General features: G+C 65.3%; 11 protein-coding genes and 1 riboswitch. Of the genes, 1 reads left to right on the forward strand and 10 read right to left on the reverse strand.

The features are described 5' to 3' along the window. The first annotated feature begins 99 nt into the window (after positions 1-99). Positions 100-1,197: a catalase family protein gene (locus NTD88_RS27230; protein WP_262155928.1), complete on the forward strand. Its 1,098-nt coding sequence runs from the start codon at positions 100-102 to the stop codon at positions 1,195-1,197. A gap of 40 nt (positions 1,198-1,237) precedes the next feature. Here the strand turns inward: NTD88_RS27230 and NTD88_RS27235 are convergent, their stop codons facing one another. The 10 genes from NTD88_RS27235 to NTD88_RS27280 form a co-directional block, all read right to left on the reverse strand. Continuing rightward, positions 1,238-3,019, reverse strand: coding sequence for a thiamine pyrophosphate-requiring protein (locus NTD88_RS27235; RefSeq protein WP_262155930.1), 1,782 nt, complete (start codon positions 3,017-3,019; stop codon positions 1,238-1,240). Positions 3,020-3,104: 85 nt separating this feature from the next. Then, on the reverse strand, positions 3,105-3,629 hold the full coding sequence (locus NTD88_RS27240; RefSeq protein WP_095156664.1) for a hypothetical protein: 525 nt from the start codon (positions 3,627-3,629) through the stop codon (positions 3,105-3,107). A gap of 123 nt (positions 3,630-3,752) precedes the next feature. Beyond that, the gene (locus tag NTD88_RS27245; RefSeq protein ID WP_175650860.1) at positions 3,753-3,893 is read right to left on the reverse strand and encodes a hypothetical protein; all 141 of its coding nucleotides are present in this window, start codon (positions 3,891-3,893) and stop codon (positions 3,753-3,755) included. A 292-nt stretch (positions 3,894-4,185) separates the two neighbouring features. Next, positions 4,186-6,087 carry a potassium transporter Kup gene (locus tag NTD88_RS27250; protein WP_262155931.1) on the reverse strand — a complete coding sequence of 634 codons (1,902 nt, stop codon included), beginning with the start codon at positions 6,085-6,087 and terminating at the stop codon, positions 4,186-4,188. Between the two features lie 340 nt (positions 6,088-6,427). Continuing rightward, a complete protein-coding gene (locus NTD88_RS27255) occupies positions 6,428-7,450 on the reverse strand; it encodes a FecCD family ABC transporter permease (RefSeq protein ID WP_262155933.1) in 1,023 nt (340 codons plus the stop codon). Continuing rightward, on the reverse strand, positions 7,450-8,418 hold the full coding sequence (locus NTD88_RS27260) for an ABC transporter substrate-binding protein (protein ID WP_262155934.1): 969 nt from the start codon (positions 8,416-8,418) through the stop codon (positions 7,450-7,452). Before NTD88_RS27260 ends, NTD88_RS27255 begins: the two co-directional genes overlap by 1 nt. Next, a complete protein-coding gene (locus NTD88_RS27265; RefSeq protein WP_262155936.1) occupies positions 8,415-9,200 on the reverse strand; it encodes an ABC transporter ATP-binding protein in 786 nt (261 codons plus the stop codon). Before NTD88_RS27265 ends, NTD88_RS27260 begins: the two co-directional genes overlap by 4 nt. A gap of 35 nt (positions 9,201-9,235) precedes the next feature. Beyond that, the gene (locus NTD88_RS27270; protein WP_262155937.1) at positions 9,236-11,374 is read right to left on the reverse strand and encodes a TonB-dependent receptor; all 2,139 of its coding nucleotides are present in this window, start codon (positions 11,372-11,374) and stop codon (positions 9,236-9,238) included. 107 nt (positions 11,375-11,481) lie between these two features. After that, positions 11,482-11,688, reverse strand: a riboswitch (cobalamin riboswitch). Between the two features lie 78 nt (positions 11,689-11,766). Then, positions 11,767-13,185 (reverse strand): aldehyde dehydrogenase family protein, encoded by a 1,419-nt coding sequence (locus tag NTD88_RS27275; protein ID WP_262155940.1) that lies wholly within the window; start codon positions 13,183-13,185, stop codon positions 11,767-11,769. 12 nt (positions 13,186-13,197) lie between these two features. Further along, complete coding sequence (locus NTD88_RS27280) at positions 13,198-14,238, reverse strand: homoserine dehydrogenase (RefSeq protein ID WP_095156658.1); 1,041 nt, start codon at positions 14,236-14,238, stop codon at positions 13,198-13,200. Positions 14,239-14,442: the final 204 nt, after the last annotated feature.

The raw sequence follows: 14,442 nt of genomic DNA on the forward strand, positions 1-14,442 counted from the left end.
CCGGCGAACGACGGCGCTGCCGGCGAAGTCCTCTCTACAGCGCTCATCCAAAGAAGCGCGACGCCTGCGTGATTCCCGAGCCTGACTGGAGATGTGCCGATGAGCGATCTACCGACCACACGACCCACCGTTACCCCACTGCGCTTCCAAGCGGACTTCGAACAGATCCCGGAGGACGAGGCGCAGACCAGCAAGGAGCTGGCCGAGACCCTGCGCTCGATCATGGAAACCACCTTCGCCGACCGTGGCCATGCCGACCGCAGCGTCCACGCCAAGGGCCACGGCCTGCTGCGCGGCGAGCTGACCGTCCTCGACAACCTGCCGCCCGAGCTGGCCCAGGGCGCGTTTGCCCGCCCCGCCACCCTACCCGTCTACCTGCGGCTGTCGACCAACCCCGGCGATATCCTCGATGACAAGGTGTCCACGCCCCGGGGCCTGGCGATCAAGCTGGTGGGCGTCGAGGGGTCGCGCCTGCCGGGCAGCGAGGGCGAGGTCACCCAGGACTTCGTGATGCAGAACGCCAAGGCGTTCATTTCCGCCACGCCAAAGGCATTTCTGAGAAGCCTCAAATTGCTGGCGAAAACCACCGACAAGGCGCCGGGCTCGAAGAAAGTGCTGTCGGCGGTGCTGCGCGGTGTCGAGGCGGCCGTGGAAGCCCTGGGCGGTGAAAGCGCCACGCTGAAAAGCCTCGGCGGCCATCCGCAGACCCACATCCTCGGCGAGACCTTCAACACCGTGGTGCCGGTGCTCTACGGCCCGTACTACGCCAAGCTGGCGATGGTGCCGGTGTCGCCGTCGCTGACCGAGCTGACCAACCTGCATGTCGATTTCCATGGCAACCCGGATGGCTTGCGGGCAGCGGTCGCCCAATACTTCGCCGGGCACGGCGGCACCTGGGAATTGCGCGTCCAGCTCGCCACCGACAGCGAGCACATGCCCATCGAGGATGCTTCGGTGCAATGGGATGAAGAGCTCAGCCCGTTCGTCACCGTGGCCCGGATCGAAGTCCCCGCGCAAACCACCTGGGACGCGGAAAAGGTCAGGGAAATCGACGACGGCATGGCGTTCAGCCCGTGGCACGGACTGGCCGCGCACCGGCCGCTGGGCGGGGTAATGCGGGTGCGCAAGCCGTCGTATGAAATGTCGTCGGACTTCCGCGCCCGTCACAACGGCTGCCCGATCCACGAGCCGCGCTGACCCAGTGCGGCCCAGGGCTGGACCAGCCCTGGGCCCGCGCTCATTTCTTCGGCAACACGCTGCTGAGCACCTGCCGCGCGGTTTGCCGGATCACCCCGACGCTGTCCGGGTCGCCCTGCAGCAGCGCGCCGGCAAACTGCCGGGCCTGCTTGAGGCTGATATGCGGCGGCAGCGGCGGCACGTTCGGGTCGGTGCGGAAATCGATCACCACCGGCACATCGCTGGCCAGCGCCTGTTCCCAGGCGGCGGCGACGTCGTCGTCGCGCTCGACGCAAATGCCCTTGAGGCCGATGGAAATGGCAAACAGGTGATACGGCACATCAGGGATGTCCTGGCTTGCGGCGAACTTCGGGTCGCCTTCCATCACCCGCTGCTCCCAGGTCACCTGATTGAGGTCCTGATTGTTGAACACCGCGCAGATCCAGCGACCATTGCCCCACTGCTTCCAGTACTTGGCGACGGTGATCAGCTCGGCGAGGTTGTTCATCTGCATGGCGCCGTCGCCGACCAGGGCGACGACGGTCTGCTCCGGGTGGGCGAATTTGGCGGCGATGGCATACGGCACCGCCGCGCCCATGGACGCCAGCCCGCCCGACAGCGAGCACTGCATGCCCTCGCGGATGCGCAGGTCGCGGGCAAACCAGTTGGCGCAGGAGCCCGAGTCACTGGTGACGATCGCGTTGTCCGGCAGGCGCGGCGACAGCTCGTAAACGACCCGCTGCGGATTGATCGGGTCTGCGGTGGTCAAGGCGCGCTTCTCCAGTTTGGTGTCCCAGGCCTTGCGCCAGCCTTCGACTTTCTTGCGCCAGCGCCGGTCGGTCTTCTGTTCGATCAGCGGCAACAGCGCCTTGAGGGTGTCGGCGGCGTCGCCCACCAGGTTGATGTCCATCGGGTAGCGCAGGCCGAGCATGTTCGGCGCGATATCGATCTGCACGCCGCGGGCGTGGCCCTCTTTGGGCAGGAACTCGGCGTAGGGAAAGCCCGAGCCGATCATCAACAGGGTGTCGCATTCGTTCATCAGCTTCAGGCTGGGCTCGGTGCCGAGCAGGCCGATGCAGCCGGTGACCCACGGCAGCTCATCCGGCAGCACGGCCTTGCCCAGCAGCGCCTTGGCCACGCCGGCACCGAGCTTTTCCGCCAGGGCGCGGACCTGCTCGCTTGCCTGCAAGGCGCCGGCACCCACGAGGATCGCGACCTTGTTGCCCTCGTTGAGCAACTGCGCCGCGTCGACCAGGTCGGCTTCACGCGGCACGACGCGCGGACGGCAGACACCAACGCTGGAATGCAGGGTGCCATGGGCACGGGCGGGTTCTTCGTAGGGCAGGTCCTGCAGGTCATTGGGCAGGATCAGCGCGGTGACTTTGCGTTCCCCCACTGCCGTGCGCACGGCACGGTCCAGCAGGTGGCGTACTTGCGACGGTGCCGACGCCTGCTGGACAAAGGCCCCGGCCACGTCCTTGAACATCGACATCAGGTCCAGTTCCTGCTGGTAGTGGCCGCCCAGCGCGGTGCGGGCCTGCTGGCCGGTTATGGCGAGGACCGGCATATGGTCCAGGCGCGCATCGTAGAGGCCGGTGAGCAGGTGCGAAGCCCCCGGCCCGGACGTGGCAATGCACACCCCTAACTCGCCGGTGAATTTGGCATGGGCGCTGGCCATGAAGGCGGCCATTTCTTCGTGACGGCACTGGACGAATTCGATCTTGCCGGAGCGCCGCAGCGCACCGAACACGCCGTTGATGCCGTCGCCGGGGTAGCCAAAAATACGCTTCACGCCCCACTGGCTGAGCCGTTCCACAAGAAAGTCGCCTACGGTGCTGGACATGGTTGCTGCCTCCTTGATCCTGCGGTCGATAAAGGCTGGGACCGGCAGTGGAGCGCGCATGTTCAGATTGATTTGCGGCGGCGGCTCAGGCGATCTGGATGTACAGCGAATAGCCGCCGAGCAACATCCAGAACGCGAGGAAGATCCACGGCGTGCGCAGCGAAAACAGCAGCGACTTGCGGTGACCAGCGCGGGACGTCTCGGCCTCGCTGAACAGCGGCGATTCGTCGTAGGCCAGGCCCATCAGCGGGTCGCTGTGCAGCAGATGGCTCTGTTTGACCTGCCAGTGGTCAATGATCCGGTACGCCGCATGAATCCCCGGCCACGCGTTCAGCGAACTCAACACGCCCAACAGCGCGAGAAACGGCGGCACCACCATGGTGAACATCTTGCCCCACTCGGGGTTGAGGTTGGCCATGGACGACACGAAGGCGATCACCAGGAACGACTGGGCGGCCAGGTAGGCGTCGGTTCGGTTGGCGAGGATGCTGGTTTCGTACTGGATTTCGCGCCGGTAAAAGTCCAGGCGCTCCTTGGGAGAGCCGAACATCCGGGCGTTCTGGGCATCGATCTGGTGGTCGGGGGTGGCGGGCGTGATGATTCGGGGCACTCGGTAGCTCCTGTCCGTTGCGCGGGGCTGGGATGCAGGAGCGTTGTCGCTCTGGATCCCACGCAGGTTGGGAATCCGCGACCTCGAACAAAGTTCACACGGGCGCCATTCGGCGCACGAACATCACGGCATCAAGATGGCTTCATGCACCTCGATGGACGGGACCGGCACCCTGCCGCGCTGCCCATCCAGCCACTCGCGCATCTTGCGCGCATCGAAAATCTGCCCCTCTTCCATCATGCTGAGGATCAGAGTTTGAGACATCCGGTAACACCCGCATTGGAAACAACGCCGTTGTTCCCACCCCGGTGAGCACTCGATGGATTCAGCGCGACCCGCGCAGATAAGGCAACTCATGGATCCCCCTGGGTTGTTTTTGTAGTGGGAAAGGCACGCCTGTCCGTGCTTATGACGAGAGAGCATAGCCGAGCCATGAAAATTCCGTGCCAGTCGGGGGGATTCGACGGACGGTAATGGCCTGATCGCGCCGAGAGGCGCCGTGCGGGCGGCGCTTGATCTCAGCAGCCCGGCAGCCTCATCGGCATGCGCACTCGCCTTATATCTCCACTTGCGTGCCCAGTTCGATCACCCGGTTCAGCGGCAGCTTGAAGTACTTGAGGTTGCTGTTGGCATTTTTGAGCAGGAAGGCGAACAGGTGCTCGCGCCACTTCGCCATGCCGATGCGACTGGTCGGGATGACGGTCTCGCGGCTCAGGAAGTAGGTGGTGCGCATGTGGCTGAAATCGAGGTCGGTGCGCGGGCATTGGCTCAAGGCCAATGGCACGTCGGGCTCTTCCATGAAGCCGAAGTGCAGGTTGACCCGGTAGAAACCGTCGCCATACGCCTCGACATCGAAGCGCTTGGCGGCATTGACGCGCGGACGGTCCTCGAACACGACCGTGAGCAGCACCACCTGTTCATGCATCACCTGGTTGTGCAGCAGGTTGTGCAGCAAGGCGTGGGGCACCGCGTCGGTCCTCGCGGTGAGGAACACCGCCGTGCCCTGCACCCGGTGCGGTGGTTGCGCCTGCAGGCTGCTGATGAACAGCGGAAGCGGCAGCGCGGTTTCGTCCAGGCGCTCGACGATGATCTTGCGCCCGCGCTTCCAGGTGGTCATCAGGATGAACAGGCCGATCCCGGCGATCACCGGGAAGGCGCCGCCCTGGACGATCTTCGGCGCGTTCGCCGAGAAATACAGGCTGTCCACCAACAGGAAACCCAGCAGCAAGGGCACGGCCAGCCAGCGTGGCTTTTTCCACAACAGCAGCACCACGGCGGAGGAAAGGATGGTGGTGATCAGCATGGTGCCGGTGACTGCCACGCCGTAGGCCGCGGCCAGGGCACTGGAAGACTCGAAGCCGATCACCAGCAGCACCACGCCGACCATCAACGCCCAGTTCACCGTGCCGATGTAAATCTGCCCCTGCTCCTGGCTGGAGGTGTGCTGGATGAACATGCGCGGGACGTAGCCCAACTGGATGGCCTGGCGGGTCAGGGAAAAGGCACCGGAAATGACCGCCTGGGAGGCGATGATCGTCGCCAGGGTCGAGAGCGCGACCATCGGCAGCAGCGCCCAGCCGGGGGCCAGCAGGTAGAACGGGTTACGTACGGCTTCCGGGTTATCGAGGATCAACGCGCCCTGGCCGAAGTAGTTGAGCACAAGGCCCGGCAGCACCAGGCTGAACCAGGCCCGGGCAATCGGTTTGCGGCCGAAGTGGCCCATGTCGGCGTACAGCGCTTCCGCACCAGTCAGCGCCAGCACCACCGCGCCGAGAATGGCGACGCCAATGCCCGGATGCACCACGAAAAACTGCACGGCCCAGGCCGGGTTGAGCGCCAGCAGCACTTCCGGGCGCTGCACGATCCCGTAAAGCCCCAGTGCGCCCAGCACCACAAACCACACCACCATCACCGGGCCGAACAGGATGCCGATGCGTGCGGTGCCGTGTTTCTGGATCAGGAACAGCGCCACCAGCACGATCACCGACAACGGCACGACCCAGTGGTCGATGCCGTCGAAGGCCAGTTGCAGGCCCTCAACCGCGGACAACACTGAAATCGCCGGGGTGATCATGCTGTCGCCGTAAAACAGCGCTGCGCCAAACAGGCCGAGGAGCACCAGGGCCCTGCTCATTCGCGGAAAAGGTGCAGCGGCCCGGCGCGCCAGGGCGGTCAAGGCCATGATCCCGCCTTCGCCCTGGTTGTCGGCGCGCAGGATAAACAGCACGTATTTGATCGAGACCACCCAGATCAGCGACCAGAACACCAGTGACAGGATCCCCAGCACGCCGTCATGGCTGGGCTGAACGCCGTAGTGGCCGGAGAACACCTCCTTGAGGGTGTACAAGGGGCTGGTGCCGATATCGCCATACACCACGCCGGCAGCGGCGATCAGCATGCCGATGCCGGAGGTTTTGGCGTGGTGGGAGGGTTCTGCAACGGTCAGTGCTTCACTCACGGGTGACTTCTCTGGGTTGAGGGGCTGACGCGGGCCCTTCATGAGCTGGGGTATTTCACCGGGGGGGCGTCCGGGTGCGGGCAAAAAAACGCGCTCAGTATCGTTTTATGCGTTGGGATGGGGCGTAAAAAAGGCGTAAAAATTCGGTTTTTTTGGGGTGCGTATCTGCACATTTCATGGCTGTTTGGCGACCAAGCGCTAGCCGAAAGGTTTTCAGCGCCCTCAAGACCGAGCGCCGCCCGCGCGGCGCTCGATCTCAAGAGCGCTGGAGAGCTTCCGACATGCGCCTTCCAACCACCGAATGACCGAAAGAAAGGCAGATACCCAAACCCCGCCCTCACTATCGCCCCCGCTTCAACAACACAATAAAAAACACACCCCCCAACGCCGCCGTCGCCACACCAATCGGCAGATCCTCAGGCGCGATCAAGGTTCTGGCCGCCACATCAACCCACACCAGAAACACCGCGCCCAGCGCCGCACTGACCGGCAGCAAGCGCCGGTTCTCCGCACCCACCAGACGGCGCGCCATATGCGGCACCATCAGCCCGACAAAACCAATGGCCCCGGACAACGAAACCAACACCCCGGTCAGCAACGATGTGCAGAGAAACACCTGAATACGCAGACGACGACCACTAAACCCCAGACTGATCGCCGTCTGTTCACCACTCATCAACGCATTGAGCCCGCGAGCCAGCACCCACAGCGCCAGCATGCAAGCCGCCACGCACAGCGCCGGCAGCCAGATCACCTCCCAGCGCGCCGAGCCCAGGCCGCCCAGCATCCAGAACACCACCGACGCCGCAGCATGTTGCTCGCCGGTGAACAGCAACAGGTTCACCCCCGCCATCAGCACGAACGACACCGCCACACCGGCGAGCAGCAGCCGGTCGCTTTCGAGACGCACGTCCCGTCGGGCCACCGCCAGCACCAGCAGCATGCTGCCCGCCGCGCCGATAAACGCCGCCAGCGGCAGGCTGAAGATGCCGATGAATTCGCCGAGGTAAAGAATCACCAACACCGCCCCCAGCGCCGCGCCGGAGCTGACGCCGAGCAGGTGCGGATCCGCCAGCGGGTTGCGGGTCACCGCCTGCAACGCGGTCCCGACCAACGCGAGGCCCGCCCCGACCAACGCGCCGAGCAGCACCCGCGGCGCACGGATCAGCCAGACGATATGCTCCTGCCCCGCACTCCAGTTCACCGGCAGCTCAAGCCCGGCCTGCCGGCCAATGATCCCCCAGACGGTGCCCAGCGGAATCACCGCCGGTCCGAACGCCAGCGCGACCACGCAAGACAGCAGAATGACCAGCAGCAAGGCTGCGAGCAGCCCGCGATAGGCGGCATGGCTTCGGATCAGCATCAGTGCGAGTCCTGCGCGAACAACCGTGGGTGCAGACCCGCGGCGAGTTTTTCGATGGCGATGGCGTTCTCTACCGACGGTGTGACTTCCAGATAGGTCAGCACCACAAAACGCTGCTCACGAATGGCCCGCACCGTTTGCAACGCCGGATGACGCAACAGGAAATCACGTTTCTGCTGCCAGCTCAGCGGGCCGTAGTCGACGATCGCGATGACTTCCGGATCGCGCTCCACCACGCTTTCCCAGTTCACCTGGGTCCAACTGGCGGCGACGTCGTCCATGATGTTGTGCCCGCCAGCAGCATCGATCAGCGCCTGGGGCATGCCGAGGCGGCCCGAGGTGGTGGGCCGGTCTTCGCCGCTGTCGTAGAGGAAGACCCGCGGCGCGTCCGGCCCCTGCCGAACCGCGTTGCCGACCGCCTCGATGCGTGCGCGCATCTGGCCGACCAGCGCCTGGGCGCGGTCTTCGACGGAGAAGATCCGCCCCAGGTTCGTCAGGTCGCGGTACACGTCATCCAGGCTGGCGCGCGGCTGTTTCATGATCCATGAGCAGGATTCGCTGAGTTCATAGACCGGAATGCCGAACGCCGCGAGGGACGTCGGGGTCAGCGGGCCACCGACCCGCATGCCGTAGTTCCAGCCGGCGAAGAACAGGTCGGCATCCACCGCCAACAGCGTTTCGACGGACGGGTAGCGGCTGGCAAGCTGCGGCACACCCTGCAGCGCCTCGCTGATCCAGGGGTCGCGGTGCTTGGTGGCGGTAAAGCCGGTGTAGCCGGCCAGACGCTCGCGCAAACCCAGGTGCAGGAGCATGCCGGTCATATTCACATCGTGAACGACGACCCGTTGCGGCGCCTTGTTCAGGGTGACGTCGCGCTCGCAACTGCGCACGGTGAGTGGATAGTCGCTGGCCATCGACGGCGCCGCCAGCAGCGCCAGCATCAGGCCGGCAAGAAACCGATAGTTCATGGTTGAGTGATCCAGGTGATTCGTGGATAGGCGTGCAGCGGGTGGCTATCGACCAGCGCCCGCACGCCGAAAACGTGGTGCAGAAGCTCACTGGTCAGGACCTCGGCCGGTGTTCCGCTGGCGACGATGCGGCCCTCGGCGATGACGCAGAGCCGATCGCAAAACGCCGCCGCCAGGTTCAGGTCATGAAAGCTGGCGAGGACGCTCAGGTCGAGGCTGCGCAGATGGCCCAGGAGTTCGAGCTGATAACGCGGGTCGAGGTGGTTGGTCGGCTCGTCGAGAATCAACAGGCCAGGCTGTTGCACCAAGGCCCGGGCCAGCAGCACGCGCTGTTTTTCGCCACCGGACAGGCTGGCGAAACTGCGCAGCGCGCACGCCGTGAGCCCTACCCGCTTCAGCGCCTGCGCCACCTGCGCGGCATCGTCCGCGTTGTCGCCGCCGAACAGGCCCTGGTGCGGGGTACGCCCCATGGCCACGACGTCGGCAACGGTCAGGCCGAATTCCTGGGGAAACTCCTGCAGCACCACGGCAATGCGCTGTGCGCACCAGCGCGGGGTGCGCCGCCACAGGTTCTCGCCGTCCAGCATCACGCTGCCCATGGCCGGTTCATAGGCACGGTAGGCGCAGCGCAAAAGGCTGGTCTTGCCGCTGCCATTGGGGCCGATCAGGCCGACGAATTCGCCCTGGCCGACCCGCAGGTGGATATCCCGCAGCAGCCAGAGCGGATCGCGGTCACGGCCGGGGGCGGCCCAGGCCAGCCCCTCGATACTGAGTGAGGACATTCAGTCTCCGTGCGCCCCCGCCGGGGGCGCGGCAGTCAGAAGGTGTAGTCAGCCGTGACGAAGAACGAACGCGGCTCGCCCAGGTACCACTGCCGACCGTTGTTGCCGGTGGTGGTGGCGTACTGGCGGTCGAACAGGTTGTTCAGTTGCAAGCCGAGGGTCAGGTCCGGCTGCACGTGCCAGTCAACGTTGGCATCGACCACGGTGTAGCCCGGGACGTCGACCGTGTTGGCGTTGTCGCCGTAACGGCTGTCCACGTAGCGCGCGCCCGCGCCGGCGCTGAAGCGCTCGGCGAAGTCCTTGCTCAGCCACAGGTTGGCGGAACGGCGCGGCACGTTGACCGGCTGGTTGCCTTTGAAGTCATTGCTGCCGCTGGCGAACTCGTCGTACTCGGCGCGAACCCAGGCGGCGTTGGCCGAAAGCTGCACGTCGTATGGCAGACGCAGTTCCAGGGTGGCTTCGATGCCGTCGGAGGACTGCTGGCCGATCTGCTGCTGGATCGTCGGATTGACCGGATCGGTGCTCAGCAGCTTCTTCTTGACGATGTGGTACGCGGCCAGGGTCCATTCGCCACGGCCGTCGAGCAACTGCTGCTTGATGCCCACTTCGGTCTGTTTCGCGGTGCTGAGGTCCCATTGCTGCTGCGCGGTCGAGAGGGTCAGCAGGTTGCTGACGCCTTCGGTGCTGGTCGCGTACTGGCCGTACAGCGACAGGTCCTCGGTGACGGCGAACACCAGGCCGGCGCGCCAGTTGCCACCGGACAGGCTGCGATCACTGCGGGTGTCAGTCGGCACGTCGGTACGGTCGAGGTGGACCTGATCGCGGCGCACACCGGTGATCAGCGAAAGCTGCTCGGTGAGCTGGGTGCGGTTCTCGGCGAACAGCGAGAACTGCTTCGCCTGGTTGGCGTCACGGGAGCGATACGGGTCGGTGCTGACATAGCCGCCACCACCCGAGCCGGCCAGCGGCACGGTGTCGCTGTAGACGTTGCCGAAGTCATGCTTGCGCACGAAGCGGATCGAGTTGTAGTCCGCGCCGACCACGGTGCGGCTGTCCAGCCCGAACAGCGAATGCTGCAGGGTGAAGGTCTGACGGTCGCCCACCTGCTCCTGGGTCTGCTTGATGCTGATGAAGCTGTCGCGCCGCACGAGGTCGCCCGGCAGCCAGGTGTAAGTCTCGGCATTGCGCCAGCGGCGCTGGGCCTTGAGGAAGTACAACTGGTTGCTGGCGCTGAGGTTGTCGTTGATCGTCCAGTCCGTGACCAGCCGGGTGGACTGGTCGTTGTAGTGGTCGGTCGCATCCTCGACGTTGTAGTTGTGGTCACGCAGCGACTCGCGGAAATGCCCGTCCACCAACGGCGTACCGAAGTAGCGCTGCGGCTCCTGGTCGCTGTAGTCGTGGCTGAAGGTGAAGCTCAGGTCGTCGGTGGCCTGCCAGCGCAGCGAGCCGCTGAGGGCGATGCTTTCCGAGTTGCCGCGATCGACCCAGCCATTGCTCGCTTGCTGGTTCAGGTTGAAGCGGTAGCTGAGGGTGTCGGTCAGCGAGCCGCCGCTGTCCAGCGCGGCCTGGCGTTTGTCGTCCGAGCCATAGCCGAGGCGCAGGTGGTTGCGGATCTCGCCCTCGAACGGCTTCTTCGGCACCACGTTGATCACCGCGCCCGTGGCGCCTTCGCCGTAGAGCACCGAGGCCGGGCCGCGCAGCACATCGATGCGTTCCACGGCCCAGGTGTCCACCGGGAAGGTGACGGTGCCGGCGCCGACATACAGGCGGGTGCCGTCATACAACTGCATGGTCGAGCTGTGGCCGGTGAAGCCGCGGGCCGACAGCGCGGTGCCGCCGTTGCCGGGAGTGCCGATGAAGGTGACGCCCGGCGAGCGGGTCACGGCGTCCTGCACGGTGGCGTTATTGCGTTTGAGGATCTGCTCGGCGCTGATGCTGGTCACACTGGCCGGGGTCTCCAGCGGCGTCAGCCCCAGGCGCGAACCGCTGGTGCTCGGGGTGTGCAGGTCAGGCTGAGGGTTTTGCTCGGCGACCTCGTTGATGGCCGTGGCCGGCAGGGACAGGGCTTTTTCGTCTTCCGCGGCGTGCGCCGGCAGGGACAGTAATACGCAAGGTGCGAGGCTGGCACACAGCAGCGTGCCCGAGAAGGAATTGAACAGGGAATTACGGGACATGTCGTTCCACTTGAAGCAGGAATGAAAGAATCCCGGAGGGAACAACGCATAGGGAATCGCGGGCGCGACAGCCCACGGAAACCGGCCTGCGCCCGCCCACCGCGGGTTTGCCAAACGATGCTTCAGGCCGGTCTCCGGGCTCGCGAGGGTCATGAAACATTCGCCTTCCCATGCGCGGGGCACAGTGGCTTTTCGAATGTTTCGCTCGCATACCGTTGCGGGGGCAGCGCCGGACTGATCAGCAAAGTGACGAACCGGCTTCCCGTTTCACCCCATACACGGCGGTATGGGGCACCTGAAACAGGCGCGCAGTTGACCATCAAAGTGCCAGCCGGTCAACGACAGAGGTGTCGGTGGCCGGCATCAGGACCGGCAATCACCGACGCGACGACTCAGCCCATGTCGTTGATGCACACCACTTTCGGCTGCGTCATGTCTTCATAGGCGAAGCGCACCCCTTCCCGTCCGAGGCTGCCGTATTTGAAGCCACCGAATGGCATGGCGTCGAAGCGGTAGTCGGACGAGTCGTTGATCATCACGCCACCGGCCTCGATGCGCCGGGCCAGCTTCAGCGCGGTCGACAGGTCGCGGGTGAATACGCCGGCGTGCAGGCTGTATTCCGGCGCGTTGGCCAGGGCGACGGCGTCGTCGAGGTGGTCGAACGGTTCGAGGATCACCACCGGCGCGAACACTTCCTGCTGCCAGATCCGGCTGGCGTGGCTGACCTGTTCCAGCACGGTAGGTGCGTACAGCGCGCCCTCGCGGCGGTGGCCACAAAGCACCCTGGCACCGTCCGCCACGGCGTCCTCGACCAATTGTTCGGTGCGGCAGGCCGCCTGCTCGGTGACCATCGGCCCGACATCCGTTTCGCGAAGCGACGGGTCACCCAGGTTCAAGGCCCGCGACTGCGCCACGAACTGTTCGCGGAACGCCGGATAAATCGCGCGGTGCACCAGGATGCGCTGGGTGCCGATGCAGTTCTGCCCGGCGGCCCAGAAGGCACCCGAGACGCAGGACTCCACGGTCGGCCCGAGGTCGCAGTCTTCCAGCACCAATACCGGCGCGTTGCCGCCCAGGTCCATCGCCAGCTTTTTCAGCCCGGCGCTGCGGGCGATGGATTCGCCGGTGGCAAAGCCGCCGGTGAAGGAAATCATCCGCACCTCGTGCAGTTCGACCAGCGCCCGGCCCAGTTCCACACCGCCGGTGGCGGTGGTCACCACGTTGTCCGGGAGCCCGGCCTGCGACAGGCACTCCACCAGTTTCAACGCCGACAACGGCGCCAGCTCGGACGGTTTGAGGATCACCGCGTTACCGCCGGCAATCGCCGGGCCCAGTTTGTGCGCGACCAGATTCAGCGGGTCGTTGTAAGGCGTGATCGCGACGATCAGCCCCAGCGGTTCGCGAGTGAACCAGCCCTGGCGGGACTCCGAGCCCTCATAGGCTTCGAACGGCACCACTTCACCGGCATTGCGCCGCGCCTCTTCGGCGGACAGCTTCAGCGTGTTAACACAGCGCTTCACTTCCTTCTCGGCCTGGCGCAGGGTTTTCCCGGCCTCGGCCACGATCAGGCTGGCGAACGCCGCGGCGTCGGCTTCCACGAGTCGTGCGGCCTCCTCGAGAATCCGCGCACGGCGATGGCGTGGCAGCGCCGCGCTTTCGCTGACGCCCGCCCGCGCCCGGGCCAGCAGGCCCGGCACCGCCGCAGCGTCGAGGTTGGGCACGCGACCGACCACACCGCCATCGAACGGGCTGAACACGTCGATGTGGCTTGGGGCTACGGATTGAACACTGGTCATGCGAGATACGCTCATGAAAGGCTCCGGTTACTGGCGGTCGGTGGTGTGCAGGGCGATGATGTCGGAGAGCAAGGCAAACGCCGTCTCGATCCGGCCGGCGCCCGGCCCGGACACTGTGACGGCGCCGAGCAGTTCGGTGTTGAAGGAGATCGCGTTGACCGCGCCGGAGATGCCGGCCAGCGGGTGCTCAAGCGGCAACAAACGCGCTTCGACGCTGGCGGACACCGAACCGTCGGCCGCCTTGCTGGCGGCGCCGATCAGTTTCCAGCACTGCCCCGTGGCCTGCGCCTTGACGATGTCTGCGGCGCTGATGCCGCTGATGCCCGAGCAGGCGACGTCGCTGACGCTCAAGTGCGCGTCCAGCAGTTCGTTGGCGAGGATCACCACTTTCAGGCGCACGTCATGGCCTTCGACATCCGCGGTCGGGTCGGCTTCGGCGTAGCCCAGTTGTTGCGCCTGGGCCACCGCATCGCTGAACGCCAGGCCGTCCTTCATCCGCGTCAGCACATAGTTGGAAGTGCCGTTGAGGATGCCCTCGAAACCTTGGATTTCCGCACCGGCAAGGGCTTGTCGGGCCAGGCGGATCACCGGCGTGCCGCTCATCACCGAGCCTTCGTATTCGAACGCCAGGCCCTTGCGACGGGCCAGCGCCTTGAGCTCGGCGCCGTGCAAGGCAATCGGGCCCTTGTTGGTGGTGACCACATGAATGCCGCTTTCCAGCGCCCAGCGGCAGAAGGTGGCTGCCGGCTCGCCGTCGACCGGGTTGGTAAAGGTCGCCTCGGCAATGATGTCGGCGCCGGACTGCTTGATCACCGTTTCATTGAAGGCCTCGGCAGTACCGCCGGCGATGCGCGCCAGCGCGCCCTTCTCGGCGGGCAGCGCGACCAGTTCGGCGGCGTCCAGGCCGTTGCGGTTGACCACCGAGCCGAGAAACAGGTCGGTGACGCCGACGATCTTCAGGCTGAAACCGAGGGCCGCCTTCCAGGTGGCGTTACGCTCTGCGATCAACTGGGCCAGGCCACGGTTCACACCACCGAAGCCGACCAGGGCAATGTTGTATTCAGTCACGAAGGCATTCCTCTTTGCTGTTGTTTGATGGCATCAGCGTACGAGTCGGGCCAGGGCACTTGAATACGGCAAAACGCTGTATTTGTTGAGCGATTTGCGCAGTGCGCAAACGCCTGAAATCGAGGCGCGAAGGGACGCTTGCGCTGCGGTGAGCCAGCGCAAGCGTGGGGGGCATCGCGAGCAAGCTCGCTCCTACAGTGTGGG

Origin of the sequence: Pseudomonas sp. 20P_3.2_Bac5 (genome assembly GCF_025466035.1) — a bacterium.
In the GTDB taxonomy this organism is placed as follows: domain Bacteria; phylum Pseudomonadota; class Gammaproteobacteria; order Pseudomonadales; family Pseudomonadaceae; genus Aquipseudomonas.